Origin of the sequence: Galbibacter kalidii (assembly GCF_026241135.1) — a bacterium.
Lineage (GTDB): Bacteria > Bacteroidota > Bacteroidia > Flavobacteriales > Flavobacteriaceae > Galbibacter.
Genome location: NZ_JAPFGA010000018.1, coordinates 1 through 24,111, shown reverse-complemented (window position 1 = coordinate 24,111; position 24,111 = coordinate 1). Strand labels below are relative to the sequence as shown.

The following is a 24,111-nucleotide window of genomic DNA, read 5'->3' as shown; positions in this document are numbered from 1 at the left end:
TATGAATATGTTGTGCCTGATGTGTCTTAGGTGTAAACGAGGGTGAATTCCTCCCGATAGTTGTCGGGACTTAAATAAAGCAAAAGAAAAGAACACAATGAAACTTCCAACACTTTTTAAGCAAAAAGGGAATAAGTCGTATAGCTATACGCCACGGTATTATGATGAACGAAAAGAACGTTTGGAGAAGCTTAAAAAAAGTAAAGAGAAGCGTTCTGATGAAGATTATTTTAAAGGCTATCGTAGAAAAAGCTATCGCGATGACTGGAAAACAGTTCGGAAATCTTCTTCAAATCTCAATAGTAGGATTCGTTTTCTTGTTGTTCTGGCATTCCTCTTTATGTTTGCCTATGTGGCAATCAAATATATTAATCTAGACAACCTTTTTTAATGGCAGATATTATTCAGCTTTTACCAGACCATGTTGCTAACCAGATTGCGGCGGGAGAAGTGGTACAAAGACCGGCTTCTGTTGTTAAAGAACTTATAGAAAATGCCGTAGATGCAGGCAGTACAGAAATAAAACTGATCGTAAAAGACGCCGGGAAAACCCTGATTCAAGTGGTTGATAATGGTAAGGGAATGAGTGCTACCGATGCCCGTTTGTCTTTTGAACGTCACGCTACTTCAAAAATAAAAGCTGCCGAAGACCTTTTTCAACTGAATACCAAAGGATTTCGAGGTGAAGCCTTGGCCTCCATAGCTGCTATTGCCCATGTGGAAATGAACACAAGACAAGAAGATGAAGATGTAGGTGCACAATTGAAGATCGAAGGAAGTAAAGTCGTGGGGCAAGAGGTGTCTGTTACTCCAAAAGGGACTTCAATCTTGGTCAAAAACTTGTTTTTTAATATCCCAGCAAGAAGGAATTTCCTTAAATCTGATACAGTTGAGTTGCGCCATATTATTGATGAATTCCACCGTGTGGCTTTGGCACATCCCGATATTCATTTTGATTTTTATAACAACGGGAGCGAACTTTTTAATCTGCCAGCGACAAATTTAAGGCAGCGGATTGTTCATATTTTTGGAGGGAAAACCAATGAAAAATTGGTTCCGGTACAGGAAGATACAGAGGTGATAGGCATAGACGGATTTATCTGTAAGCCCAAATTCGCCAAAAAAACACGGGGGGAACAGTTTTTTTTTGTGAACAACCGCTTTGTTAAAAATTCATACCTCCACCATGCGGTTTCTTCGGCTTTTGAAGGACTTGTAAAAGAACGAACACATCCGGGATATTTTCTTTTTTTGAAGGTGGATCCTTCAGCTATTGATATCAATATTCACCCGACCAAAACCGAAGTGAAATTCGACGACGAACACGCCATGTATGCTATTTTGAGGTCGGCTGTAAAACATAGTTTAGGACAATTCAATGTGGCACCGGTACTCGATTTTGAAAGGGATTCCAATTTGGATACGCCATATGATTACAAATCAAAAAGACCCGATGTTCCAACGGTAGAGGTGGACGCAAATTTTAATCCGTTTGAAAAGGAAAACAAAGGGAAGGCGACTGTAAACTATCCGAAGCGGGAACGACAAACAGGGAGTTGGGAGCAATTGTATGTAGGGTTGGATGAAAAAAAGGATTTTAGTTCTATCGAATTGGAATCAGAGGAAGTGACGGGTTCGTTGTTTACCGAAAATGAAGAGACGCCTTCGGCAACAACCTATCAATTACATAAAAAATATATAGTGACCACCATAAAATCAGGAATGGTGATCATCAATCAACACAGGGCACACCAACGTGTTTTGTATGAACAATTCCTGAAAAATATAACGGTTGACAAAGGAGTGAGCCAACAATTACTTTTTCCGTTAAAACTGAGTTTTTCCAAAACGGAGATCGAATTGTTGAAAGACTTGAAAGACAGTCTCGAAAACACAGGTTTTCTCTTTTCAGATTTTAAAGGTGATGAGGTGGAGATTAGTGGTATTCCGCTTCATATTTCAGAAAGTGAGGTGGCTATGGTGATCGATCAGCTTTTATCCGATTTTCAAGCGGAAGTGCCTGACAGTTCCTTTTCCCAAGCCGATATTTTGGCAAAGGCCATGTGTAAAACCCTGGCGGTAAAAAGCGGGGAGTTGCTGAGTGTGGAATCGCAAGAGGCCTTGGTGAACAATCTTTTTGCGACTAAAGACCCTACGGTTTCGCCCTTCAACAAACCTACTTATATCACAATGACGGTGGAAGAAATAGATAAACGATTTTTATAATATTGAACTCAATTTCATGGGAAGAATTACAGATGCCGTAAAGCATTTATTGATTGTAAATGTGTTGTTTTTTATAGCGACACTATTGTTCGGAGACCAAATGTATCAGTTGTTTTCACTTTGGTTCCCGAAGAACGAAAACTTCCAACTTTGGCAGATCGTTTCGCATATGTTTATGCACGGTGGATTTATGCATATTTTGTTTAACATGTATGCACTTTGGGCTTTTGGAAGTCCCTTAGAAGAAATGTGGGGACGGAAAAAATTCTTTTTCTTCTATTTTTCGGCTGGTTTGGGTTCGGCTTTGATCCACACATTGGTAAATTATTATTATTTTAATGAAGGAATGCAGGCCTTGTTGAGCGAAGGCTATCGCCAAGCGGAGATTATGGATTTGTTGCGGAACGGACAGTATAACAAAGGTTGGTATAATGTAGTGCCGGGAAATACACTGGATAATTTTCTGAGTTCATACATGAGTCCGGCAGTTGGAGCCTCTGGGGCAATATATGGTATCTTAGTTGCGTTTGGAATGATGTTTCCCAATGCTGAACTGATGCTTATATTTTTGCCGATACCCATCAAAGCAAAATACTTTATTCCGGCGCTTATCGGTTTAGACTTGTTTTCAGGAGTTACCGGATACTCTATATTTGGAGCAGGAATAGCGCATTTTGCACATATTGGAGGGGCTTTGTTCGGTTTTATTATGATGTGGTATTGGAGAAAGAATCAATTTAAAAACAATCGCTGGGATTAATGAGCATATCAGACGACATACGCTATAAATTTGCAACACTTAATGTGGCCGAAAAATTGATCGTGATCAATGTCGCCATTTTTATTGTCAATGCCTTGTTAGTGTTCTTGTTTAAGTGGGATGCTGATTTTATCATGCGCTGGTTTGAACTTCCAAAAAGTTTTGGAAGTTTTATCCTTCAGCCTTGGTCCATAGTGACCTACGCCTTTTTTCACGGGGGATTTATGCATATTTTTTGGAATATGATCTTACTGTATTTCACGTCAAGGATTTTTTTGAACCTCTTTAGTGCAAAGCGTTTCCTCAATGTGTATTTCCTCGGGGCTATTTGTGGCGGATTATTGTTTTTGCTTGCCTACAATATTTTTCCGGCCTTTTCAGGGATCAACTCTTCACTTATCGGAGCTTCTGCAGCGGTAATGGCTATTTTGATTTTCATCTGTACATACATCCCCAATCAGGAGGTTCGTGTTATTTTCTTTAATATCAAACTCTGGTATATCGGCGCAGCTTTTGTGATCATAGACCTTATACAATTGCCTATGGGGAATTCCGGAGGACACTTGGCACATTTGGGTGGTTCATTACTCGGATTTGTTTACGCTAAAAAACTTCAGGAAGGTCGCGATATAGGTGTTGGATTTGAAAATACGGTGTCTTCTGTCGGAGACCTGTTCAAGAAAAAGAAAAAATCACCTTTGAAAACGGTTCACAAAACAAAACAGCGAAGTAGTAACACTTCCAAAACCTCCAAAGACGAACATCAAAAGAAAATAGATGCGATTTTGGACAAGATAAGCAAGAGTGGTTATGAAAGCCTCTCTAAAGAAGAAAAAGATTTTCTTTTTAAAGCCGGAAAAGAATAAAAAAACATCCAAACAAAAACCATTCAAAACACATGAAAAAACTTAAATGGCTGCATAAAGGAGTTTTTCTTGCAAATTCGCTTTTTGCTTTTCTTCTTTTACTGTGTTTGCTGGCACCCTATATTCCATTGAGCTCCTTTCCGCGGATAGCTATTTTTAGTTTGGTCACTCCCGTTCTCATTATCGTGAACATACTTTTTTTGGTGTATTGGATCATCAAACGGAAAAAACAATGGATTTTGTCGTTTGTGGTATTACTGTTGGGCTATCAACAGGTGTTCTCACTTTATAAATTTTCGGGGACAAAAGAAGTGGTTTCTGCCAATTCTTTAAAAGTGATGACCTATAACGTGCGGGTTTTTGATGAATACAAATGGATTGGCCGTGATGGTGTTTTTGATGAGATGATGGGAATGATCAAAGAGGAAAACCCCGGAATTTTGTGCTTTCAGGAATTTTATCATACAAAAGAAGACGCATTTGATTACTATCCATATAAATTTGTCAACTATAAAACCAAGGAAACCGGACAGGCCATTTTTTCAAAATATCCTATCATTAACAAAGGCTCATTACATTTCCCCAATTCAGGCAACGATGCCATTTTTGCTGATGTGGTGAAAGGAAATGATACGATTCGGGTGTATAATTTGCACATGCAGTCGTTTCATATCAACCCCGAAGATGAAGAACTCTCTCAGGAAAACTCGGGACGATTGGCGCGACGCATGGGGGCAGTTTTTTCAAAGCAACAGGTACAGACTGATATTTTTCTGTCACATAAAACGGAATGTCCGTATAAGACCATTACCTGTGGAGACCTGAACAACAATCAATATTCTGCCATTTACAGACAAATCAAAGGAGACGACATAGATACTTTTGATGAAAAGGGGAGTGGCACCGGAAAAACCTACTATTACAAATATTTTCCTTTCAGGATCGATTTTATCTTTGTCGATGAAGAAATCCCGGTCAGATCACACAAAAACCGATACGAACTGTTTTCAGACCATTATCCCGTGATTTCACAGTTGGATATTTGATGTGAATTTTAAAACTTTCAATTGTATTGTGGGACCCTTTTTACATCAATGAATGTGGATTATTACTGATTCTTTATTAAATTGCTTTAAATACCCACAAATATTATGGAGATTACTTTTACCACAAAGGAAATAACCAATAAAGAGCAGCAAGCAGCATTTTTGGCATTAAAACCGACAGAGCGATTTTATGCTTTTCTGAATATGGCTGAACGACTGAAGGATTTTCCCAGTAAAGCAAAAGGCCATAAAAAAAAGGCTAATTTCCTAATTGAAATCAGACGCGATGGAAAACAGATGGAAAGAGAACATTGATAGTTTTATCGAGCTTTCTAGTAAACATGGTGTAAGGATGCTCATGGTAGGTGGAGGAGCTGTAAATTTTCATGGTTATCAAAGGCATTCTGCTGATGTGGATTTTTGGATAGAAACTACAGAGGCAAATTTTCAAAAACTCATAAAAGTTTTTAATGAAATGGGTTATGAAATTAATGATTTCCCTAAAGCTGTAAAAGATAAACAACAAAACATCTCTGTGAAATTTTCCATGGAAGAACTCAATTTAGAACTTATCACCAATTTTTCTGTCAACAAATCTTTTGAACAAGCCTATAAAGAAGCTGAAGTAGCAGAAATAAACAAGCATAAAATTATCCGATGGCGAGTCCTTTCCATGGAAGATCTTATAACCAGTAAAATTAAGGCAGGAAGACCTAAAGACTTGTTGGACATTCAGGAATTAAAAAAGCTGAAAGACCTCAAATAACAATCCATCAGATCAGCAATGATATGGATACATAAGGCGATACCAAAAATCCGTGTGCGTTTGAAGAAAAGTAAACCGAGATAAACGGCGATCATAGGGTAGGAATGCAAAAAATGAAACCCGATACTACATCGGTTAGGGTCAAAAATTGGATTTGCCCACAGATGATCAATGTCAATGATAATTCCCAACAACAAAATAAGACAGGTTTTCCAAAAAATATTTCTGTAAAACAACCAAGCTATAAGTATGGGCACAATAAAATGAATGCCATAGTGGACTATAAATCGGAGCATTTTTTATTTTTTGAAGTTAAGCCGACGAATTGTTTTTCAGTTGAATTGATAAACCAAAGGTATTATATCTGGACTAATTATGATCGTTTTGATAGTTATTTATTGAATTTGTGTCTTATCATATCGGTTTAAAATCATTTTTTCCATAATTTTAAAATTACTTTAATAGTATTATGATGAAATCAATAGCGTCCAAAACGTTTTTATTGAGTTTTTGAAATACTCTGAAATTGCAAATTATGATTAAACTTCAATGTTTGGGGTTTGGTTCCGGCCTACGATAAAAATATTGAAAATCAAGGAAGCACTGGTGGCCTAGAGATAAAAATCTGTTTGAGTTCCGCCCTCAAGGCGGAATGAGTTATTTTTATCTGTGGCTGGGGATTCCGTAGTATTTTCTTATGTTTTTATCGTCAGCCTAGACTTTTTTGGTTCTTTTTTGGGCAATGCAAAAAAGAACAAATAGAAATTTATTTAGGATGGAATTATGATGAAACATTTAAAAAAAATAATCTTCTTCTTTTTAATAAGCACCGTTGGCTTTTCTCAGGAACAACTTCCAGAAGTTGGGGTGATCACAGATTCAATAGCCATTGAAAACAAAAATGGGAGTTATTCGCTCTATCTTCCGTCAGATTATAATGCGGAAAAAACATGGCCGGTCATTTTGGTTTTCGGTCCCTCCGGAAAGGGAAAGTTGGCTGTAGCACCCTTTGTAGAAGCTGCGGAAAAATACGGCTATATCGTTGCGGGTTCTAATAGTTTAAAAAATGATACCTATCAGAAAAACTTCAATATTGCACGCTCTTTTTACGATAAGGTAATCAAAACTTATGCGGTTGACACCAATAAGATATACTTGGCAGGATTTTCGGGCGGGGCACGATTGGCAGTGGCCATTGCTACAATCTCAAAAAATATCAAAGGAGTGATTGGCTGTGGGGCTTCTTTTGCCAATAATGATTTGTACATTCCTAAACGAAACAGTTTTCTGTATGTAGGATTGGTAGGGGACGAAGATTTTAATTACAGGGAAATGAAAACTGCCATGGAGTATTTTGACAAATTGAAATTTGATGCTGAGCTTTTGATTTTCCCCGGCGGACATACATGGCCTCCTGAAAATTATATGATTAAGGCGGTACGACTGCTTACACTAAAGTCGATGACGCACAATATTCTGCCAAAAAACGAAGAACGGATTCAGCAGTTTTTTAATGAGGATCTAGATTTTAACAGGGAATTGATCCTTAAACTCGAGATGCTTAACGCCTATAATGATATTGAGGAGATAAAAGCCAATTATCGCCCTTATTTTGATATGGATACCCTAAAAAGCAGGGAAAAAGAAATACGAAAAAACAAATTATATAAAACACAGCGCAACGATCAAAAGGAAATCGACGCGGCTGAACCTTATTACACATTTGATTATTCTACTTATTTGCCAAAGGATATTGCCTCAGGGGAATTGGAATCTTTGGCATATTGGGAAGATGAAATCAAAAAATTGAAAAAAGAATACTTGGAAAATGCCAAACCAGCCAAACGTAAAATGGGAAAACGGGTGTTGGGTTATTTGGAGGTATTTACAGATGCGATAAAGGACTCCTACAATGAAAAAGAACATGCCGATAACTTATTGTACATCAGTATTTTTGAAACATTGGTAGACCCAAAAGCCTATGATTCTTATTTGGAGATTCTAAAATATACCGTAAAGGATGGCCACTACGGAATAGCATATTACTATCTGGAACAAATGTTGGAAAACGGATTTACAGATACAAAAAGGCTGAACGAGCAGGAGGGGATTACCCTGCTACGCATTCAGCCTGAATATAATGAGATATTGGAATCCCACGGTTTAAAGGTTTTGTATTGATTTCGTAATTTCAAAGACCTGTCAGGTTTCGGAACCTGACAGGTCTGATAACCATCTCAATTCAATTAAAATTATTCCTTATCAATATTCCTTGCAATCCTTCTTTTAAGATAGAAAATCAGTAGGCAGGTAACAATTCCCAGAGCCGTCATAAAAAACCAAGTGAATTCAAATCCGAAGGTGTCTATGAGCTGTAAACCGGAATTGTGTCCGAGGATATGTGCAACCGAAAAAGCAATACTATACATAGCCATATATTCCCCTTGATTTCCCCTTCTGGCCCTGGTGAGGGCAAAGGAATTTGAAAAGGGGAAGACCAGCATTTCCCCGAAAGTCATTAAAAGCATCCCCACGATCAATATCCCTACCCAAGTGGAGAGGTTTAACACTACAAAACTCAAGAGTACAAGTGCACAACCGATTATCATTGTAGTAAGCGCACCCCAAGGCTTGTTCTCAAAATATTTTACCAGAGGCATTTCAAACACAAAAATCAAAAAACCGTTCATTCCCAAGAGAAGTCCAATCTCACCTTCTGAAAGGAAAAACAGTTCCTTGTAAAAAATTGGAATGGAGGAAAAATATTGTAAGAACATAAACCCAAATAGGATCATGGCAATAAAAAACACCCAATACGGAAAATCCCCGTAAGCCGATTTTGGTGCATGGTTTTTTACCTCGTCCAAAACCTTTACTTTTTTAGGATTCAATACGTTCAGTAGTAAAGCACCGGCAATGATACAGGTAATGCCATCGACCCAAAACAATCCGCCGTAGCTCAAATTGGTAATGATAAGTCCGCCAATGGCTGGTCCGGCCGAGAACCCAAGGTTAATGGCCAAACGTATCAAAGTAACCGATCGTGTTTTGTTTTCCGGTTTACTGTAGGCACTTAGTGCAACAAAAGCAGCCGGCCGGAACATATCGGCGGCGATCATCACCATAAAAATACCTATACAGATACCCCAGAATGTTTGAAGGTATTGCATGACGATAAAAAAGAGCCCGGAAGAAATAAGACTAAACACCATAATTTTGTAATACCCGATCTTGTCTGTGAGTTTCCCGCCTATCCATGACCCCACGACAGAACCAAGTCCGAAAGCGGTCATAATCCAGCCTACGTCACCGAGCGTAAAATGGAGTTTTTGAGTTAAATAGAGCGATAAAAAGGGAATTACCATGGTTCCCGCCCTGTTTATCAGTGTAATTAGTGAAAGCCACCATACTTCTTGCGAGAGCCCTTCAAAAGAAGAGACATAGCTTAAGTACAATTTTCTCATTGGTTGATTGATTTTTGATTGATAAATAAACTGCTGTTTTTGATTTTTCAATGTCGTTCTGACATCAAACCCACTGTGTGGGAAATAAAAAGCCCGACGTTTTTGGCGTCGGGCTTTTTATAATGATTTATAGTTATGACTCGTCACATCATATAAAAGCACCGACCTCGATACAGCTTATCGACGCTGGTATTCTTAATAGTATATGATGTCATTAGTCGCATTTTCTAATACTTATTTCTTGTTTTGTACGGACAAAGCTAAATAAAAAATCTGTAAGTTGTACTTTTGTCTTGTTAAAAATAGTCGAAATGCAGATTAAAAATATATATTTCCCGATCATAGTAATTTCATTTGCTTTTTTTTCTTGTAAAAGTGATAAGCGATATCATGATGAAAAGAGTGTAGAGGAAGAAAAGCCGGTAGCCGAAAAAAGTGTTTTGGGTACTATTGAGGAATTTCAAAAGGAATTGAATGCTGAATTTGCCGATGCTGAACGTTCGCCCTTAACTGAAAAAGACCGAAAAAGGTTTCAGGGATTGGATTTCTTTCCGATCGATACGACCTATAGTGTGACTGCTGTTTTTGAGCGCACCCCGAACGAAAAACCTTTTATGATGCCGACGACGACCGACCGAAAAACAGAAGAAGTGCGATATGGAATTGTCAAATTTGATTTACACGGGAAAGAATTTCAGTTGAATATTTATCAAAATCAACAATTAAAACTAACGGAAGAATACCGGGACTACCTTTTCTTGCCGTTTTCAGACCTGACCAATGGAGAAGAAACCTATGGTGGCGGACGCTATATCGATCTGCGGATTCCGAAAGGGGATTCCATTGTGATCGATTTTAACAAGGCCTATAATCCGTATTGCGCATACAACGAAAAATATTCGTGTCCGCTCGTACCTGCCGAAAACAATTTGGATTATGCGGTTAGGGTAGGAGTGAAGAAGTTTAAATCATGATTCTTACCAGGTAATCATAATGTTCCCCTTCGGTCAGGAGCTCGCATTTTAAACCGATATCGTCACAGATATTCTTCAAGGTGTTGAAATCCAGATAAAGCCAAGTAGTGGTTTCAGTTTCTCCCTTGTATTTTAAGGTGTATTTTACCTCGCCGTAATACTCGTTGTTAAGCGGAACCCATTTACCACCATCATCATCTTCATCAAACATAAAGATAATATCAGAAGAATCGATCAGGATTTGTCCGTTGTCGTTGAGCAACCCTTTTAAATGCAAGAGTTTTTGAGGGACTTCAGCATAGGTTCCAAAGAGACCGGTGCCGTTCATCAGCATAAGAATAGTGTCGAATTTTTCATCTTTCAACTGAAAAACATCCTGTTGGACTACATGCTGTACGCCTCTTTTTTTACAGGTTTCAACAGCACCTTCGGAAATTTCCATAGCTGTAACATCCAGCTTTTTCTCACTCTGAAGGTACAACGCATGACTCCCTGCACCACATCCTACATCCAGGACTTTTCCATAACTTTCATCCAGTGCTTTTTGTTCGATAGCCGGCATTTCATCATAATTCCTGAAAAGATAGGTTATAGGAAGGACATCTTCCTCAGAAATGGAAGTTTCTGTTAACAGGTCTTCAGAAAAATTTCCGGAGTAATAATCAGAAATGGCTTTGCCGAGGAGGTCTTTCATGAATGGAGTCCTAACATTTGAAAGCACAAAGTTAAAGCTTAATGGAGATCATATCTAATTTTTGAAAGTAATTTAGCTATTTTTGCAAGGATAGCATTTGATTATTATGAAGGAGATTTTAAAACAACTTCCGCAGCTAGCGAAAGACAAGCATAACGAAAACAAGAAGTATTTTGCGAAGCTGAAGAAAAAGCCGCCCAAAAACCTCGATTATGTGATGCAGGAGTTGCATGATGAGGAATTTAGCAGAATGGATTGCTTGTCCTGTGCCAATTGTTGTAAAACCACAGGACCTTTGTTTACCAATGCCGATATCGAGCGGATTTCAAAGCATTTGAAAATGAAGACTCAACAATTTATCAATACTTATTTAAAGGTAGACGAAGACAATGATTATGTGCTTCAGGAAGTACCCTGTACTTTTTTAGACGCTGAAAATTATTGCCTGATCTATGATGTAAGGCCAAAAGCTTGCAGGGAATACCCCCATACCGATCGGAAGAAGTTCCACAAAATTTCTGATCTTACCATAAAGAATACTGCGATTTGTCCGGCTGCATACAATATTGTGGAAGCCATAAAAAAACGATTACCGAAATAACAACCACCTTCTGAATTTCATTTTTTTGGTATCTTGTAGCTATGGAAACGATTGTAAATTATTTTGAGAGCATCCCATCTTCACATCGGAGTTTGATACTGATATCTGGAATCACTTTTTTCTGGTTGTTGGAGTATGGCGTTCCGCTTTTTAAATTCGATTACAAAAAGTTCAGGCATGCGTGGCCCAATATCTTTTTTACCTTGACGACCATTATTGTCAACTTTGTGTTGGCTTTTATCTTGTTAAAAACATCAGATTGGACGGTAGAACACGATTTTGGACTTCTACAATGGCTCAATATGCCGCTCTGGGCTGCGGTTTTGAGTGGGTTATTGATTTTAGACCTCGTAGGTGCTTGGTTTGCCCATTGGATACAGCATAAGCTAAAACCCCTGTGGATGTTTCATCTGATTCACCATACAGACAATCACGTAGATACCACGACGGCCAATCGGCATCACCCGGGGGAGAGTGTAATCCGATTTGTGTTTACCACACTGGGCGTTTTGATTGGGGGAGTTCCCATCGGGGTCGTACTGCTGTATCAATCCATGTCGGTCGTGTTCTCACAATTCAACCATGCGAACATCAAATTACCAAAAAAACTGGATGATATCATCAGTTGGGTGATTGTTTCCCCCGATATGCACAAAGTACATCACCATTATGTGTTACCCTATACCGACACGAACTATGGAAATATTTTTTCCATTTGGGATCGTCTTTTTGGCACTTTTGTGAAAATGCGAAATGAAGAGATCGTCTACGGAATAGACACCTATCCTGATGTGGATTCAAACACAGATGTGGTTAAACTGCTGAAAATCCCTTTTAAAAAATACCGGACTCCCAATGGTGCCAAGTTTGATTAAGGCTTATTCGTAAATCAGGTATTTCTTACGGATTTTTTTAAATGATTCGAGGTCTTCTTTCCAGGAAGCACGGATTTCCTTATCGGTTTTTCCGGTTTCGATCTGCTGGCGCACTTTTTCATTCCCGACATGATGGGTAAATGATACGTCTTTAAAAAACTTAGTCTTGTCAGTCGAATACTGGTAGGCTTTAATCAACCATTGAAAACTCACCTTTTTTGGCGGGGTGATATTGCTCAAGTCTTCTCCATAACATACTTTTCCGTCGTGTTTTGGCGCTTTCGCTCCGAAGTTGGGATGAGGGGTGTATTGAAAAGAAAACACATTCTTGTCCAAAAATGGAGCTCCGTACCGCTGAAATTGAAATTCGGTACCACGCCCGGCATTCACATGCGTTCCTTCAAAAAAACCTAAACTAGGGTATAATTTTATAGACTGATCGTTAGGAAGGTTAGGAGAAGGACGAATGGGCAGGCTGTAGTCCTTATCGTGATTGTAATTTTCAATAGGAATAACGGTGAGGTCGCATTGAACCCCATTGGCGAGCCATTTTTCGCCATTGAGCATTTTTCCATATTCTCCAATGGTCAATCCATACACCAATGGAATAGGAACCAAACCGAGAAAACCGCTGTGCTCGGGTTCCATAGTCGGACCATCAACATAACTCCCGTTAGGGTTGGGACGGTCTAAAACCATCACAGGAATATTGTTTTCGGCACAAGCTTCCATCACCAAATGCAGCGTAGAAGTATAGGTGTAAAAACGCACCCCCACATCCTGAATATCAAAAACAACCAGATCGAGATCTTTTAATACTGCTGAAGATGGTTTTCGGTTTTTTCCGTGCAGGGAAACAATGGGAAGCTGTGTTTTAGGATCTTTACTATCTTCTACCTTTTCCCCGGCATCTGCCTTTCCTCTGAACCCGTGTTCGGGCGAAAATATTTTTTGAACATCAACTCCAAGTGCAAGCAAGGAATCGACAAGATGGGTGTAACCTCCATCATCTTTGAAGACCACAGAGGTCTGATTGGCAACAATACCTATTTTTTTGCCTTTAAGAACGGGTAAGTATGCATCGGTTCTGTTAGCACCAACTGCTATTTTTTCAGCAGGATCGTTTTCTGCTGAAATCATTTTTTGTGGTTCATTTTTTTGCTGTTGACCATTCCCGCAGGAAATCACTAAAAAAAACAAGAATAAAAATGTATTTTTGAATCCTATAAAGTATGTCATAGTTTGAATTTAGAATATTTTATTGCCAAACGTCTTATCAAAGGCAAGGAGCATAAAAGTAGTATATCGGCACCAATAATAAAAATTGCGATTGCAGCAATCGCAATGGGCTTTATTATGATGCTAATAGCCATTGCTACCGGAGTGGGCTTGCAAAAAAAGATCAGGGAGAAGATATCGGCTTTCAACGGACATATACAAATTTTCAACTACGACAACAATACTTCAGATGTATCGGTAAACCCGATTTCCATTCACCAAGATTTTTATCCGGAGTTTAAAAATGTAGAAGGTATCAAACACGTTCAGGCCGTAGCAACCAAAGGCGGGATTATTCGAACTGAAGATACTTTTGAAGGAATTATTGCCAAAGGTGTTGGGAATGATTACAACTGGGGACCTTTCGAAGAGTTTTTGGTGGAAGGACGCTTGTCGGACTATTCTGAAAAAAGAAATGAAGAGGTATTGATCTCAAGATATTTGGCTAATCGGCTAAAATTTGAGTTAGGAACTGAGTTTTGGGCTTTTTTCTTAAAAGATAACGTCAACGATATCCCCAATCAGATCAAACTAAAGATTGTCGGGATTTACGATAGCGGTTTTCAAGATTTTGACACCAATTATATCTTTATTGATCTGCGTCATATCCAGCGGATGAACAGGTGGAAAGATGATGAAATAGGCACTTTTGAGGTTTTTATAGAGGATTTTAATCAGATAGAACAGAAGGGACGCGAAATTTACGGCTCTACTTTATCTACACTGGACTCACAAACCATTTCGAGTAAATATTATACCATTTTTGAGTGGCTGGCCTTGTTCGATTTTAACATAGCCATCATTATCGGTATTATGATTATTGTAGGTGGAATTAATATGATTACAGCCCTTTTGGTACTGATACTGGAACGCACTCAAATGATTGGAATACTAAAAGCCTTGGGAAGCAGTAATTGGAGTATCAGAAAAGTTTTTTTGTACAATGCTGCCTATTTGATCGGTATCGGACTTTTTTGGGGAAATGTGATCGGGGTTGGTCTGTTATTGTTGCAAAAATACTTCGGATTGATTTCGCTGGACCCATCTTCATATTACGTATCTGAAGCTCCGGTCTATCTCAATCCGGTACATATAGTACTGCTAAATGTCGGAACCTTGATCCTCTGTATGCTGATGTTGTTGGTACCTTCTTATATCATTACAAAAATCTCACCCGCAAGGTCGATTAAATTTGAGTAAACCAATATTCAAATTCCAAGCTTAAAACTTTACAATTCAATTCACCTTGAGCTTTCTGAAGGTTTGCAATCCAGATTATTAGAGGGATTGTCCCCTTGAGGACAAACAGAGTGGTAAAATATATTTTGTTGCGAGGTTTGCGAGCGTAGCTCATTAGGGGTGTTTTTTTTACATGATAAAACATGAATGCTAAATTGTCTTACGATCATTTACCCCGTAACAATTTTTAACTTTTTCTATTGATGGATTTGCATTAAAAATATTTAACTTTCAGGGAAATAGATAGTTATGCAAAACAGAAGGACATTTATACGTAATTCAGGTTTGATAATAGCGGCGGGGATTATGCCATATCCCGCTTATTTATTTCCGAAGAAAAAAGAAAAACTAGGCGTGGCACTAGTAGGACTGGGAAATTACAGCCGAAACCTTTTAGCTCCGGCTTTACAGCTCACCAGATATTGTGAATTAAAAGGAGTCGTTACCGGAAGCCCTGAGAAGATTCCGAGATGGCAAGCTAAATACGGAATTAAGGACAGCAATGTGTATAATTATGAAAACATGCACCAAATGGCAGATAACGATGAAATTGATGTGGTTTATATCGTACTTCCACCGGCAATGCATGCCGACTACGGAATTATCGGTGCTAATGCCGGAAAACACGTTTGGTGTGAAAAACCGATGGATGTAAGTGCCGCAAAATGTCAAATGTTGATAGATGCCTGTAAAAAGAACAAGGTAAAGCTCGCTATTGGCTATAGGATGCATCACGAACCGAACACACAAACCCTGATGAAATGGGCCAAAACAAAACCTTATGGAGCCATTCAGGATGTAATTGCCGAAGCGGGTTATTATGATAGTCGGACGGCGCACTGGAAGCAAAACAAAGCTTTGGGAGGCGGATCGATGCTGGATATGGGCGTTTATCCGCTTAACGCCATTCGTTATACTACCGGAATGGAACCTGTTTCGGTAAGTGCACGGCACGAAACCAACAGACCAAAAGTATATTTTGAAGTGGACGAAACCACCATTTTTGACCTGAAATTTGCTGATGGAACCACAGCCCATGGAAAAACCAGTTTGGGAGAAAACATAAATAATCTGGAAGCGAACTGCGAAAATGGATGGTATTACCTGAGACCCTTTCAGTCATATTCGGGAGTGCGGGGTAAAACCAGTGACGGGAAAGCGTTAAAACCCTTTGAGGGAAATCAGCAGGCAAAACAGATGGATGATGACGCTTTGGCGATCATAAATGGGAAACCCATGTTGGTTCCGGGAGAAGAAGGTTTAAAAGATATTCATATCGTCGAAAAAATATACGAATCTGCCGCTTCAGATAGTAAATGGGTATCAATTTAGTTCATCTGTTTTTATTGCATTTCAACAGGATGATTTGTTTTTACCTTATTGAAATTCTGTTTTTTATATAAAATTTTGTATTTTTAGGTAAATACCGAAACTGCCCCAAATCGTTAATTTATTTATTAATGATTAAATCTTTTTTTATGGGGCATTCATTACATAACGGAACTACAATTCTTAATCTCGCATTAAAAGCAATTGTATTTATCCTCGTCGCTATTTTATCATGGGTTGTTGTTTCCATGGTACTTAGTCTTGTGGGAGCTATATAATTGGCTTTTTTATAGGCTTGACAAGAATTATGGAGTCGTATTTTTATAGGACTCCTAGTTCTTTTTTTGTTTTAAGACTTGATAAAATCTTCAAAATCCCTGTAAAACTCTTCAAATTTCAGCATCTTTTTATTAAGGAACTCCATAGTCTCTTGCCATGTATTTTTATTGTGGATGCTAACCTTTTCTTTTAGGACATAGATTCGTGAGATTTCCTTTCCGTTATCCAAAAAGTAAATATCTTCATAAACTGCTTCGGGTAGATAATTTTCCAGTAAGACACTTTTGAGCGAAACCAGTTTTTCGTAATATTTGATTCTGTTTTCCAGATTTTGATCTTCAATATCCAAAACCACCATAGCCTTTTTGGTGTCGAAATGAAATTTGAACGAAAAATGCTTGATTTTGGTGTGATACAAGATCCATTTTCGGGGAAACGATTTGCCAAACGAGACCCAAAATTCTTTTCGCAATGCTCTTGATTCTTCCCTACTGAACATGATAAGTCCTATATTAAATAAAATAAGCGATTATAATTCCGAAAACAATGACCAGCAATTTCCGTAAATTAAATTTATGTCCTTCCGAACTTTCAAAAAGAATGACGGTAGAAATATGCAAGAAAATACCAATAACGATGGCCGAAATTTGATGGTAATACTGTTTTATAGCATGAAAATATTCAGAAATAAAACTTCCGATAGGGGTCATCAGGGAAAATAAAATCAAGAAAGCCGCAATTTTCCCTTTGCTCATTCCTGAGCTTAAGAAAAAAGTACTTAAAATAATGGCTACGGGAATTTTATGGACAATAATTCCGTATAACAAAGTTTCGTGTTGATGGATAGGAAAACCTTCTAAAATGGAATGAATACTCAAACTGATAAAAAGCAACCACGGAAAAACCTTGATATCATTGTGCAGATGAACATGGCCGTGTTCAGCACCTTTAGAGAAAAACTCGAGGAATATCTGCAAAAGGATACCCAACATGATAAAAATGCCTATCTCTTTGGTGTTTTTTTCGTGATAAACCGCCGGAAACAAGTGAAAAACAGTGATAGATAAAAGGAAAGCCCCACTAAAAGCTAAAAATAGTTTGAGTGTGGTTTTTTCTTTCAATTTAAAAGTGAGCACAAAAAGGTAGCCTATCAAAACAGACAATATGGGCAGGATGTAGTAGATCATTTAAAAAAGTGCTGAAAATATATGTTGAACAGTTTTTAAGGAGCTAAATTAATGTATTTTTGCCTTATAGTGTAGTTATATTATGGGGAATAATTTTAAAATGGTGGCCAAAACCATGTTCGGTTTTGAAGAAATTCTCGAAGAGGAGTTGAAGAAATTGGGCGCCATGAACATTGAAAAAGGAGTTAGAAGTGTCTCTTTTGAAGGAGATACAGGTTTTATGTATAAGGCGAATTTATGTCTGCGTACTGCCATCAAGATATTAAAACCCATCCGAACTTTTAAAGTAAGAAATGAACAGGACCTCTATGATCAGGTCTATAAAATGAATTGGGAGGAATATATTACTCATGATAATACATTTGCCATCGATGCGACTGTAAATTCTGATATATTCAATCATACGCTTTACGTAGCTTTAAAAACGAAGGATGCCATTGCCGACAAATTCAGGAATACACAAGGACGGCGCCCTAATGTAGATTTGAAACATCCTGATCTTCAGATCAACGTTCATATTCAACGGAATATATGTACGGTGTCACTGGATAGTTCAGGAGCTTCGTTGCATCATCGTGGGTATCGAACGATGACGAATATCGCTCCGATAAACGAAATTTTGGCTGCGGGAATGCTGTTGTTGAGTGGCTGGGACGGAGAGACAGATTTTACAGACCCCATGTGTGGTAGCGGAACAATTCTCGTTGAAGCGGCGATGATCGCTTGTAATATCCCGGCGAACATTAACCGAAGGGAATTTGCCTTTGAAAAATGGAGGGATTATGATGAAGACTTTTTCGATAAAATAGTAGAAAGCAGCTTGAAAAAAACACGGGAATTCCATCATAAGGTGTACGGATTCGACAAAGCGCCTTCAGCAGTGAGAAAAGCTAAGGATAATGTGAGGAACGCCAACTTGTCGGAATATATAAGCATCGAACAAAACAATTTCTTTGATTCTGAAAAAACAACAGAAGGGAAACTACACATGCTTTTCAATCCGCCGTATGGCGAGCGACTCCCTATAGAAATGGAAGCTTTTTATAAAGGAATAGGGGACACGCTCAAACAAAACTATCCCAATACAGAAGCCTGGTTTATCACTGCGAATATGGAAGCGATCAAAAATGTGGGATTACGCCCTTCCAGAAGGATCAAACTTTTTAATGGAAAGTTGGAAAGTAAACTGCTGAAATACGATATCTATGAAGGCAGTAAAAAAGCAAAGTTCAACCGATAATTACAAAATTTCAAGCCTATGAGCCTAAAAACAAAAGCATTTATATACAATATGATAGGTTTTATAGCTATCTTTTTGATAGTGCGCTTTAGCCTTTTGTATCTTTTTTCTTTAAATCATTTGATTTTGGTCTTGATAGCGGCATTTTCAGCCAGTATTTTGTCGCCAAAATTTGCTGTGGTTACTGAAAATGGAGTTGAAAAGATCAAAATGAAGTGGATCTTTTTAAAAGGATTCCGCGATGTGAAATAATAAGCTGTTTTTTTAGTTTTCAGGTAAAGGCTCTTCTTCAACAGCTTCTTCTCTTTTCTTCTTTTTGGGTTTGTTGGCTTTAAATATCGGGATCAAATAGGAAAGGGTGTAGTTATACCCAACACCAAATTTACTTCCATCAGTCACTTTATTAAATCCGGGAATGAATAAGTTGGGAAACTGACTGGCTTCGGTTTCGTTGACGAGGTAATTTAAGCGTACGCTTCCACTCATAAATATATTTCGGAAAAGTTCAACCTTAATTCCTAAAACAACCTCTGCCCATTGTGCATTCAAACCACTATAATCGCCCAACATTTCTTCTCCCATGATACCGCTTTCAGCTTCATTCCAATATTGGTTGGGAGTGTAGGGCTGGTATTCGTTGAGCGTATGTTCAAAGGTGCTAAGTCCAAGACGGATCCCCAGATTGATGATGTTTTCCATCCCGTACCAATTCTCATATGTATTCCAGTCGAAACCTAATTTGAGATAACTTCCACTGGTTGTAAAGTTGAAATTATCTTCTTGGCGGGTTACTTTTTCATTTCCCAATTCTCCCGCCACATAAAAATTATGGGAAAGTCTGAAATCACCTACCAATTCAAAACCCTGATAATTATCATCTAAAAAAGTACGTAAAGGTTTGCTAAGGTCGATCCCCACACGCAAGCCATAACGTTGCTTATAAACAATGCTATCGGTAGCGGTTGTGTCTGTTTCAGTCTGATTTTCCTCTTGGGAAAAACCGATAAAAACACAGAGAAAAAATAAACTGTTAATGATATATTTTAACATGGATGGTGTCTTGATGTTGAATATTTCTGTCTTGAACAAATATGGAGGATATCCATCCTTCAGTTGAAGTGGTACCCTGTTCAGGGTTTAGAACGGCTTCCAGTCGATCAAAGCTTACAGCATAGCCACAACCCCTGGAAACAAAACGCTCTTGCCTGACGTAATTGAATTGTATGGTGTCGATGTTTCCGGTTTCGTTCCCATCCTCATCACTGGCCGAATCAAAGATAAATTGAAAAGTACTTGAATTTTCATAGGTTTTTAGCGGGATATCGACTTCAGTTCTGTGGGTCCGATCCGGAAAAGTATTTAATACAGCCAAAGTGTCCCCTACTGAATCCATCCCCCGAATACGCAATCGCGTTGCTCTTTTTTCACTATCCTGATTCTGTAGGTTATAGAATCCTACTTTTAATACCGGGGTGGTCAGGTCTCCCGGCGGACAAATATCGTCTCTTTCGCAAGCCGAAAAAAAGGCGGTTCCCAAGGAGGTTATAAAAAGTACTGTTAATATTTTTTTCATTTGTTATCTATCCAAATCTGCTTTATCGTTTTTCCAAAAGTACAACATTTTCCACATGATGTGTTTGTGGGAACATATCTACAGGCTGAACCTTACTTACTTTATACATTTCATCCATCAAAGCGAGATCCCTGGCTTGTGTGGCGCTGTTGCAACTCACATATACGACTTTCTCCGCAGCGATATTCAATAATTGCTTGACCACATCCTTGTGCATCCCGTCACGAGGGGGGTCGGTTATAATAACATCAGGAGTGCCATTGGTTTTTATGAATTCGTCATTAAATACCACCTTCATATCACCTGCGTAAAAGCTAACGTTGTCGATACCATTTAATTGTGCATTGGCCTTGGCGTCTTCAATAGCTTCAGGGACAGCTTCTACACCCACTACTTTTTTAGCTTTCTTGGCTACAAATTGTGCAATAGTGCCCGTCCCGGTGTAAAGATCATATACGAGTTCGTTTCCGGATAATCCGGCAAAATCACGAGCTATTTTATACAGTTCGTAAGCCTGTTCTGAATTGGTTTGGTAAAAAGATTTCGCATTAATTTTAAACTTCAAACCTTCCATTTCTTCAAAAATATGATCGCGCCCTGCATAACAAATCACTTCTTGATCGTAAATAGTATCGTTTTGTTTCTGATTGACCACATATTGTAGCGAAGTGATCTGCGGAAATTCTTCTTTCAGAAAATTCAGTAACAGTTCCCGTTGCTCCTGATTATCGTCATAAAATTGAATAAGTACCATAATCTCTCCGGTAGAGGAGGTGCGGATCATCACCGTTCGCAATAAACCTGTTTGATTGCGAGGGTTAAAGAATTGGAATCCGTTTTCAACAGCAAAATTTTTAATCCCCAAACGGATAGCATTGGAAGGATCTTCCTGTAAATGACATTTTTTGATGTCCAATATCTTGTCCCACATCCCCGGAATATGAAATCCCAGTGCGTTCTTGTCGTCAAGTTCTTCACCACTGTCTATTTCCTCCTGTGTCAACCAACGGCTGTCGGAAAATGAAAACTCCATTTTGTTGCGATAAAAATATTGTTTTTCTGAACCGAGGATAGGCGAAAATTCCGGTAAATCCACTTTTCCGATGCGTTTCAGGTTGTTTTCCACCTCTTTTTGCTTGTAAAACAACTGATGTTCATAGCCCATGTTCTGCCATTTACAACCACCACAAACCCCAAAATGTTCACATTCGGGAGCAGTACGTTTCGGGGATTTGGTATGAAAACGGGTAATTTTACCCTCAAAATACGCACGCCTTTTTTTAAAGGTCTGTACATCCACAACATCTCCGGGAACGGCATAGGGAAGGAAAATCACACGGCCGTCAGGAGCTTTGGCAACACCTTTGCCCTTGGCACCGGCATCTATCACTTCTACCTGTTCGAAAAATGGTTTTTTACGCTTTCTTGACATGCCGCAAAAATAGGATTTTTAGTTGGATTGCACAGTATGAAGTGGGGGAGTTGTGGAGGGAGAGCATAAGTTTTGTCAATTCATAGCGAACCTTGCGTATACCTTTGCGTTCCTAGCGGTTAAAAGTCCTATGATTTGTTGTGAGCCCGTCATAGGCGAAGTGGCATATTTATTTTCTTTCAAAGACGAGGTCGGGACCGTCGGCAAATGAATCACCAAGAACCATTTTTCCGTTTATAAAAGCAGAAGTCCAGTTCTGGTTGTTTATTTTTACCAATAATTCTGAATTCCCCTTTTCGAAAGAGTATTCATATTCTCCACTTGGATATCCAGCATTTTCTCCACCTGAGACGATTAGAATTCCATTAGTCTGGAAATTGTACATGATATTTTCATTTGTGTAGTCAGTTGAGCCATCGGAAACACTACCATCTCCAAGTCCATAAAATTTGGCTTCAACCAATTTCCAATTACCCGTTATTTGATTTGTATCACCGTCGTCGTTTGAACAACCTATAAACAAAAATCCGATTAAAGTTAGGGTTAGTATTTTTTTCATAATAAATCGTTTTTTATTAGATGATATTTTTTCTGTATGGTTGCGTTTAAATTTACAATAAGTATTTATTCTCTCATCAATTCAGGATAACCACTTCAAATGCATGTAAAACAAAATCCCCCATCCCATCATTTTCAGCATCTCCATAATTATCGTAAATTGCAGGCACTACTATTACCTGTCAATGGTAAAAAGATGGATGATTTCTCTCCAAAAAGAAGGAATTGTAAAGTATCACGATTAAAAATTTCAATTTCAAAATGACAGTAGTAGAAAAACTCACTTCTCAGGACGCCATGGCGTTGGAAAATCAGTATGGAGCACATAATTACCACCCACTTCCGGTTGTACTCAGTAGGGGTGAAGGTGTATTTATGTGGGATGCAGAAGGAAAAAAGTATTACGATTTTCTTTCGGCCTATTCGGCAGTAAATCAAGGACATTGCCATCCGCGTATTGTCAATGCCATGACTGAGCAGGCAAAAAAACTCACGCTGACCTCAAGAGCGTTTTATAACGATATGCTCGGACAGTTTGAGCGTTATGCGACGGATTATTTTGGTTTTGATAAGCTTCTGCCGATGAATACAGGAGCCGAAGCAGTGGAAACAGCAATCAAGATCTGTAGGAAATGGGCCTATGAAGAGAAAGGCATTCCTGAGGAGCAAGCACAAATTATTGTTTGTAAAAACAATTTCCACGGAAGAACAACCACTATTATTTCGTTTTCCAACGATGAAGATGCCCGTAAAAACTTTGGACCATACACCCCCGGTTTTATTAAAATTGAATATGACGATACAGAAGCCTTGGAAAAGGCCTTGGAATCGGACAAAAATATTGCCGGTTTTTTGGTGGAACCTATCCAGGGAGAGGCCGGAGTATATGTGCCAAGTGAAGGCTATTTAACGAAAGCAAAAGCTTTGTGTAAAAAACACGGTGTTTTGTTTATCGCTGACGAAATACAAACCGGGATCGCAAGAACGGGAGAATTACTCGCCGTGGATCACGAAAACGTAAAGCCCGATATGTTGATCCTCGGAAAAGCCATTAGTGGCGGAGTGTATCCGGTTAGCGCTGTTTTGGCAAACGATGCGGTTATGGATGTGATCAAACCCGGACAGCACGGGAGTACCTTTGGAGGGAACCCTGTCGCTGCTGCGGTGGCTATGGAAGCCCTTGAAGTGGTTAAAGACGAAAAATTGGCTGAAAATGCAGAGCGACTCGGGCAACAATTCAGAAGTGGATTGAACGATTATATAAAAACAAGCAAGATAGTGAAGCTAGTTCGCGGTAAAGGCTTGCTCAACGCCATCGTTATCAACGACAGCGAAGAGAGCGAAACCGCTTGGAATATCTGTGTGGCACTAAAAGAAAACGGTCTTTTGGCCAAACCCACACACGGGAACATTATCCGTTTTGCACCTCCATTGGTGATAAACGAAGAACAGTTAGCCGATTGTGTGTCGATTATTAAAAAGACATTGAAGGAATTTGAGGGGTAGTGTGACTATTCCTTGAAAATGATATTGGCTTTGCCAGATTGTTTCTTGTCAGTTCGAGCGCAGTCGAGAACTAAATGATTGTTGAAAATCAGGAGGTTTCGACTGCGCTCAACCTGACATAGGTAGCATCTCATAAACTGTGTAAATAGAAAATATCGGGGGTCATGACCCCCGATATTTTTTTATTAATTTTAAATTTTACACAGTATGAAGAAAGA

The 24,111-nt window shown here is 38.7% G+C and carries 26 protein-coding genes; 16 read left to right on the top strand and 10 right to left on the bottom strand.

Translation table 11 applies throughout. The features are described from left to right. Positions 1-97: 97 nt before the first annotated feature. The 7 genes from OOZ15_RS16465 (at position 98) to OOZ15_RS16435 (ending at position 5,664) form a co-directional block, all read left to right on the top strand. Entirely contained in the window at positions 98-391 is a 294-nt protein-coding gene (locus OOZ15_RS16465) for a hypothetical protein (protein ID WP_265957538.1), read from the top strand. After that, positions 391-2,226: a DNA mismatch repair endonuclease MutL gene (gene mutL, locus OOZ15_RS16460; RefSeq protein ID WP_265957537.1), complete on the top strand. Its 1,836-nt coding sequence runs from the start codon at positions 391-393 to the stop codon at positions 2,224-2,226. The genes OOZ15_RS16465 and mutL overlap by 1 nt, the downstream gene beginning before the upstream one ends. A 16-nt stretch (positions 2,227-2,242) precedes the next feature. After that, entirely contained in the window at positions 2,243-2,986 is a 744-nt protein-coding gene (locus tag OOZ15_RS16455; RefSeq protein WP_265957536.1) for a rhomboid family intramembrane serine protease, read from the top strand. Then, the gene (locus OOZ15_RS16450; protein ID WP_265957535.1) at positions 2,986-3,852 is read left to right on the top strand and encodes a rhomboid family intramembrane serine protease; all 867 of its coding nucleotides are present in this window, start codon (positions 2,986-2,988) and stop codon (positions 3,850-3,852) included. The genes OOZ15_RS16455 and OOZ15_RS16450 overlap by 1 nt, the downstream gene beginning before the upstream one ends. A gap of 32 nt (positions 3,853-3,884) precedes the next feature. Beyond that, entirely contained in the window at positions 3,885-4,898 is a 1,014-nt protein-coding gene (locus tag OOZ15_RS16445; protein WP_265957534.1) for an endonuclease/exonuclease/phosphatase family protein, read from the top strand. A gap of 105 nt (positions 4,899-5,003) precedes the next feature. Further along, positions 5,004-5,213 (top strand): hypothetical protein, encoded by a 210-nt coding sequence (locus OOZ15_RS16440; RefSeq protein ID WP_265957533.1) that lies wholly within the window; start codon positions 5,004-5,006, stop codon positions 5,211-5,213. Next, positions 5,185-5,664 (top strand): nucleotidyl transferase AbiEii/AbiGii toxin family protein, encoded by a 480-nt coding sequence (locus OOZ15_RS16435; protein ID WP_265957532.1) that lies wholly within the window; start codon positions 5,185-5,187, stop codon positions 5,662-5,664. The genes OOZ15_RS16440 and OOZ15_RS16435 overlap by 29 nt, the downstream gene beginning before the upstream one ends. On the opposite strand, the gene OOZ15_RS20330 is transcribed toward OOZ15_RS16435, so the two are convergent. After that, positions 5,631-5,960 carry a DUF6122 family protein gene (locus tag OOZ15_RS20330; protein ID WP_265957531.1) on the bottom strand — a complete coding sequence of 110 codons (330 nt, stop codon included), beginning with the start codon at positions 5,958-5,960 and terminating at the stop codon, positions 5,631-5,633. The two genes, OOZ15_RS16435 and OOZ15_RS20330, sit on opposite strands and share 34 nt — an antisense overlap. 487 nt (positions 5,961-6,447) lie before the next feature. Here OOZ15_RS20330 and OOZ15_RS16425 point away from each other — a divergent pair, with 487 nt between their 5' ends. Beyond that, positions 6,448-7,845: an alpha/beta hydrolase gene (locus OOZ15_RS16425; RefSeq protein WP_265957530.1), complete on the top strand. Its 1,398-nt coding sequence runs from the start codon at positions 6,448-6,450 to the stop codon at positions 7,843-7,845. 71 nt (positions 7,846-7,916) lie between these two features. Here the strand turns inward: OOZ15_RS16425 and OOZ15_RS16420 are convergent, their stop codons facing one another. Beyond that, positions 7,917-9,128, bottom strand: coding sequence for an MDR family MFS transporter (locus OOZ15_RS16420; RefSeq protein WP_265957529.1), 1,212 nt, complete (start codon positions 9,126-9,128; stop codon positions 7,917-7,919). 311 nt (positions 9,129-9,439) lie between these two features. Here OOZ15_RS16420 and OOZ15_RS16415 point away from each other — a divergent pair, with 311 nt between their 5' ends. Beyond that, positions 9,440-10,102: a DUF1684 domain-containing protein gene (locus OOZ15_RS16415; RefSeq protein WP_265957528.1), complete on the top strand. Its 663-nt coding sequence runs from the start codon at positions 9,440-9,442 to the stop codon at positions 10,100-10,102. On the opposite strand, the gene OOZ15_RS16410 is transcribed toward OOZ15_RS16415, so the two are convergent. Beyond that, entirely contained in the window at positions 10,092-10,796 is a 705-nt protein-coding gene (locus tag OOZ15_RS16410) for a class I SAM-dependent methyltransferase (RefSeq protein ID WP_265957527.1), read from the bottom strand. The genes OOZ15_RS16415 and OOZ15_RS16410 overlap by 11 nt on opposite strands. Positions 10,797-10,902: 106 nt before the next feature. Here OOZ15_RS16410 and OOZ15_RS16405 point away from each other — a divergent pair, with 106 nt between their 5' ends. Next, positions 10,903-11,397 (top strand): YkgJ family cysteine cluster protein, encoded by a 495-nt coding sequence (locus tag OOZ15_RS16405; protein WP_265957526.1) that lies wholly within the window; start codon positions 10,903-10,905, stop codon positions 11,395-11,397. Positions 11,398-11,438: 41 nt separating this feature from the next. Further along, positions 11,439-12,272: a sterol desaturase family protein gene (locus OOZ15_RS16400; protein ID WP_265957525.1), complete on the top strand. Its 834-nt coding sequence runs from the start codon at positions 11,439-11,441 to the stop codon at positions 12,270-12,272. A gap of 3 nt (positions 12,273-12,275) precedes the next feature. On the opposite strand, the gene OOZ15_RS16395 is transcribed toward OOZ15_RS16400, so the two are convergent. Continuing rightward, positions 12,276-13,511: an exo-beta-N-acetylmuramidase NamZ family protein gene (locus OOZ15_RS16395; RefSeq protein WP_265957524.1), complete on the bottom strand. Its 1,236-nt coding sequence runs from the start codon at positions 13,509-13,511 to the stop codon at positions 12,276-12,278. Positions 13,512-13,514: 3 nt separating this feature from the next. Here OOZ15_RS16395 and OOZ15_RS16390 point away from each other — a divergent pair, with 3 nt between their 5' ends. Both OOZ15_RS16390 and OOZ15_RS16385 read left to right on the top strand, forming a co-directional pair. Then, positions 13,515-14,750 carry an ABC transporter permease gene (locus tag OOZ15_RS16390; protein WP_265957523.1) on the top strand — a complete coding sequence of 412 codons (1,236 nt, stop codon included), beginning with the start codon at positions 13,515-13,517 and terminating at the stop codon, positions 14,748-14,750. Positions 14,751-15,038: 288 nt separating this feature from the next. Beyond that, positions 15,039-16,121 carry a Gfo/Idh/MocA family protein gene (locus OOZ15_RS16385; RefSeq protein ID WP_265957522.1) on the top strand — a complete coding sequence of 361 codons (1,083 nt, stop codon included), beginning with the start codon at positions 15,039-15,041 and terminating at the stop codon, positions 16,119-16,121. Between the two features lie 346 nt (positions 16,122-16,467). Here the strand turns inward: OOZ15_RS16385 and OOZ15_RS16380 are convergent, their stop codons facing one another. Then, positions 16,468-16,896, bottom strand: coding sequence for a DUF4268 domain-containing protein (locus tag OOZ15_RS16380; protein WP_265957521.1), 429 nt, complete (start codon positions 16,894-16,896; stop codon positions 16,468-16,470). 13 nt (positions 16,897-16,909) lie between these two features. Next, positions 16,910-17,584 (bottom strand): ZIP family metal transporter, encoded by a 675-nt coding sequence (locus OOZ15_RS16375; RefSeq protein WP_265957520.1) that lies wholly within the window; start codon positions 17,582-17,584, stop codon positions 16,910-16,912. Positions 17,585-17,666: 82 nt separating this feature from the next. Between OOZ15_RS16375 and OOZ15_RS16370 the strand changes: the two genes are divergently transcribed. Then, positions 17,667-18,824: a THUMP domain-containing class I SAM-dependent RNA methyltransferase gene (locus OOZ15_RS16370; protein ID WP_265957519.1), complete on the top strand. Its 1,158-nt coding sequence runs from the start codon at positions 17,667-17,669 to the stop codon at positions 18,822-18,824. Positions 18,825-18,842: 18 nt separating this feature from the next. Next, positions 18,843-19,076, top strand: coding sequence for a hypothetical protein (locus tag OOZ15_RS16365; RefSeq protein ID WP_265957518.1), 234 nt, complete (start codon positions 18,843-18,845; stop codon positions 19,074-19,076). 12 nt (positions 19,077-19,088) lie between these two features. On the opposite strand, the gene OOZ15_RS16360 is transcribed toward OOZ15_RS16365, so the two are convergent. The 4 genes from OOZ15_RS16360 to OOZ15_RS16345 all read right to left on the bottom strand — a co-directional run bounded on the left by OOZ15_RS16360 (position 19,089) and on the right by OOZ15_RS16345 (position 22,388). Beyond that, positions 19,089-19,874: a DUF6048 family protein gene (locus OOZ15_RS16360; RefSeq protein ID WP_265957517.1), complete on the bottom strand. Its 786-nt coding sequence runs from the start codon at positions 19,872-19,874 to the stop codon at positions 19,089-19,091. Beyond that, positions 19,855-20,397, bottom strand: a complete 543-nt coding sequence (locus tag OOZ15_RS16355; RefSeq protein ID WP_265957516.1) for a DUF6452 family protein — start codon at positions 20,395-20,397, stop codon at positions 19,855-19,857. Before OOZ15_RS16355 ends, OOZ15_RS16360 begins: the two co-directional genes overlap by 20 nt. Positions 20,398-20,419: 22 nt before the next feature. Further along, positions 20,420-21,829 (bottom strand): 23S rRNA (uracil(1939)-C(5))-methyltransferase RlmD, encoded by a 1,410-nt coding sequence (gene rlmD, locus OOZ15_RS16350; protein ID WP_265957515.1) that lies wholly within the window; start codon positions 21,827-21,829, stop codon positions 20,420-20,422. 169 nt (positions 21,830-21,998) lie between these two features. Next, on the bottom strand, positions 21,999-22,388 hold the full coding sequence (locus OOZ15_RS16345) for a lipocalin-like domain-containing protein (RefSeq protein WP_265957514.1): 390 nt from the start codon (positions 22,386-22,388) through the stop codon (positions 21,999-22,001). A gap of 260 nt (positions 22,389-22,648) precedes the next feature. Between OOZ15_RS16345 and rocD the strand changes: the two genes are divergently transcribed. After that, positions 22,649-23,893 (top strand): ornithine--oxo-acid transaminase, encoded by a 1,245-nt coding sequence (rocD, locus tag OOZ15_RS16340; protein ID WP_265957513.1) that lies wholly within the window; start codon positions 22,649-22,651, stop codon positions 23,891-23,893. Positions 23,894-24,111 lie beyond the last annotated feature (218 nt).

Coding starts and splice junctions, on each gene's coding strand:
- OOZ15_RS16465 (WP_265957538.1), top strand. CDS start 98: ATGAAACTTCCAACACTTTTTAAGCAAAAAGGGAATAAGTCGTATAGC.
- mutL (WP_265957537.1), top strand. CDS start 391: ATGGCAGATATTATTCAGCTTTTACCAGACCATGTTGCTAACCAGATT.
- OOZ15_RS16455 (WP_265957536.1), top strand. CDS start 2,243: ATGGGAAGAATTACAGATGCCGTAAAGCATTTATTGATTGTAAATGTG.
- OOZ15_RS16450 (WP_265957535.1), top strand. CDS start 2,986: ATGAGCATATCAGACGACATACGCTATAAATTTGCAACACTTAATGTG.
- OOZ15_RS16445 (WP_265957534.1), top strand. CDS start 3,885: ATGAAAAAACTTAAATGGCTGCATAAAGGAGTTTTTCTTGCAAATTCG.
- OOZ15_RS16440 (WP_265957533.1), top strand. CDS start 5,004: ATGGAGATTACTTTTACCACAAAGGAAATAACCAATAAAGAGCAGCAA.
- OOZ15_RS16435 (WP_265957532.1), top strand. CDS start 5,185: ATGGAAAACAGATGGAAAGAGAACATTGATAGTTTTATCGAGCTTTCT.
- OOZ15_RS20330 (WP_265957531.1), bottom strand. CDS start 5,960: ATGCTCCGATTTATAGTCCACTATGGCATTCATTTTATTGTGCCCATA.
- OOZ15_RS16425 (WP_265957530.1), top strand. CDS start 6,448: ATGATGAAACATTTAAAAAAAATAATCTTCTTCTTTTTAATAAGCACC.
- OOZ15_RS16420 (WP_265957529.1), bottom strand. CDS start 9,128: ATGAGAAAATTGTACTTAAGCTATGTCTCTTCTTTTGAAGGGCTCTCG.
- OOZ15_RS16415 (WP_265957528.1), top strand. CDS start 9,440: ATGCAGATTAAAAATATATATTTCCCGATCATAGTAATTTCATTTGCT.
- OOZ15_RS16410 (WP_265957527.1), bottom strand. CDS start 10,796: ATGAAAGACCTCCTCGGCAAAGCCATTTCTGATTATTACTCCGGAAAT.
- OOZ15_RS16405 (WP_265957526.1), top strand. CDS start 10,903: ATGAAGGAGATTTTAAAACAACTTCCGCAGCTAGCGAAAGACAAGCAT.
- OOZ15_RS16400 (WP_265957525.1), top strand. CDS start 11,439: ATGGAAACGATTGTAAATTATTTTGAGAGCATCCCATCTTCACATCGG.
- OOZ15_RS16395 (WP_265957524.1), bottom strand. CDS start 13,511: ATGACATACTTTATAGGATTCAAAAATACATTTTTATTCTTGTTTTTT.
- OOZ15_RS16385 (WP_265957522.1), top strand. CDS start 15,039: ATGCAAAACAGAAGGACATTTATACGTAATTCAGGTTTGATAATAGCG.
- OOZ15_RS16380 (WP_265957521.1), bottom strand. CDS start 16,896: ATGTTCAGTAGGGAAGAATCAAGAGCATTGCGAAAAGAATTTTGGGTC.
- OOZ15_RS16375 (WP_265957520.1), bottom strand. CDS start 17,584: ATGATCTACTACATCCTGCCCATATTGTCTGTTTTGATAGGCTACCTT.
- OOZ15_RS16370 (WP_265957519.1), top strand. CDS start 17,667: ATGGGGAATAATTTTAAAATGGTGGCCAAAACCATGTTCGGTTTTGAA.
- OOZ15_RS16365 (WP_265957518.1), top strand. CDS start 18,843: ATGAGCCTAAAAACAAAAGCATTTATATACAATATGATAGGTTTTATA.
- OOZ15_RS16360 (WP_265957517.1), bottom strand. CDS start 19,874: ATGTTAAAATATATCATTAACAGTTTATTTTTTCTCTGTGTTTTTATC.
- OOZ15_RS16355 (WP_265957516.1), bottom strand. CDS start 20,397: ATGAAAAAAATATTAACAGTACTTTTTATAACCTCCTTGGGAACCGCC.
- rlmD (WP_265957515.1), bottom strand. CDS start 21,829: ATGTCAAGAAAGCGTAAAAAACCATTTTTCGAACAGGTAGAAGTGATA.
- OOZ15_RS16345 (WP_265957514.1), bottom strand. CDS start 22,388: ATGAAAAAAATACTAACCCTAACTTTAATCGGATTTTTGTTTATAGGT.
- rocD (WP_265957513.1), top strand. CDS start 22,649: ATGACAGTAGTAGAAAAACTCACTTCTCAGGACGCCATGGCGTTGGAA.